Raw genomic sequence first — 861 nt, 5'->3', positions numbered from 1 at the left:
ACGAAAATACTCATGAATTTAAATTAGCAGAAACTGGTAATGTTGATGCACAATATAATGTTGCAATGAATTTTTTAAATGGTGATGAAGGTTACCCAAAAGATTATGATCAAGCTAAGCGGTGGCTTGAAATGGCTTCTGAATAAGGTGATGCTTCTGCGCAAAATGCTTTAGGTATTATTTATTTAAGGGGCCTAGGCGGTGATAAAAATCTAAGTAAATCAGAATATTATTACAGATTGGCGGCAAATCAAAATCATGAAAATGCACAATTGCAGCTGGCTTTAATTTTATTAAATAACAACAAGGTCGAAGATTTGGCTGAAGCTAAAAATTGGTTAAGGAAATCTAGTTTGCTAGGGAATGTTGAAGCAAAAAGTAAACTACAAGGATTAAATGATGAGAAATAATTATAAGTTTTGAAATTTATATAAAATATTTATGGTTGAGGAAGAAAATGACAAATCACTTTAAGAAATTACTCATTTCTTTAATAGTAGTACCTCTTTTGAGTTGTTCTTTACTTGAGCAAAAATCATGTATCCATAATTTTAATAAGAGAGTGGTTGAACTAAGCCATGATCTAAAGGTACAGCAGGCGATCAATCGTATAGAGAATAAAACTTTTTGTGGAAACCTAACTTATACTGAGTTCTATAATCATGTAGATGTGTTACTAGAAGGTTTGAATGAAACTCAAAAACAAGATTTTTATATAACTTTATTTTTTGCTGAGTTCCATCGCAATGAAAATGGTGGTGAGTATATTGAATTTTTAACGAAAAATAGTATCAATATTTATGAGCAATATAAGCTAAAAATGAGTGACAAAAAAATATTAGATAAGATGGAATATACTGA

General features: G+C 29.7%; 1 protein-coding gene and 1 pseudogene. Both read left to right on the top strand.

Annotated elements, in window-relative coordinates; all coding sequences use genetic code 11:
* Positions 1-410, top strand: a pseudogene (locus AWW72_RS19840) (tetratricopeptide repeat protein); the annotation flags it as partial.
* A 47-nt stretch (positions 411-457) separates the two neighbouring features.
* Positions 458-861: hypothetical protein (locus tag AWW72_RS17795; protein ID WP_062848200.1), on the top strand; the 404-nt coding region annotated here is incomplete at its 3' end.

The sequence above is a fragment of the Acinetobacter sp. NRRL B-65365 genome, assembly GCF_001605865.1.
GTDB lineage: Bacteria > Pseudomonadota > Gammaproteobacteria > Pseudomonadales > Moraxellaceae > Acinetobacter > Acinetobacter vivianii.
The sequence above is the reverse complement of the archived record's forward strand: the minus strand, read 5'-3'. Positions and strand labels throughout refer to the sequence as shown.